This window comes from Pseudomonas sp. NY15372, from assembly GCF_048068215.1.
GTDB lineage: Bacteria > Pseudomonadota > Gammaproteobacteria > Pseudomonadales > Pseudomonadaceae > Aquipseudomonas > Aquipseudomonas guariconensis_A.
Genome location: NZ_JBLUPY010000111.1, coordinates 1 through 277, shown reverse-complemented (window position 1 = coordinate 277; position 277 = coordinate 1). Strand labels below are relative to the sequence as shown.

The following is a 277-nucleotide window of genomic DNA, read 5'->3' as shown; positions in this document are numbered from 1 at the left end:
TACGGTCAAGATTACCGACACCGAGAGCGAAGTTGTCGCGACCCTCTCCGTCGACAAGACCAGCGTCACCGAAGGCGGTGAAATTACTTACACCGTCACGCTGAGCAACGGACAAAAATTGCCAGTCACTGGTCACGGCGGCCTGGTGTTCAAACTGACCGATGGTACCGAAGTCACTATTCCGGCTGGCAGCGCCAGCGGCTCCGTTACCGTTAAAGCCCCGGATGATGTGTTCACCGGCGGCCAACCGACCATTACCAACAAGCTTGAATCGGTA

General features: G+C 56.3%; 1 protein-coding gene. It reads left to right on the top strand.

Annotation, left to right across the window (positions count from 1 at the left end; all coding sequences use genetic code 11):
- Window positions 1–277, top strand: a 277-nt coding sequence (locus tag ACNFG0_RS22925) for an immunoglobulin-like domain-containing protein (protein WP_416766547.1), incomplete at both ends; no start/stop codon positions are given.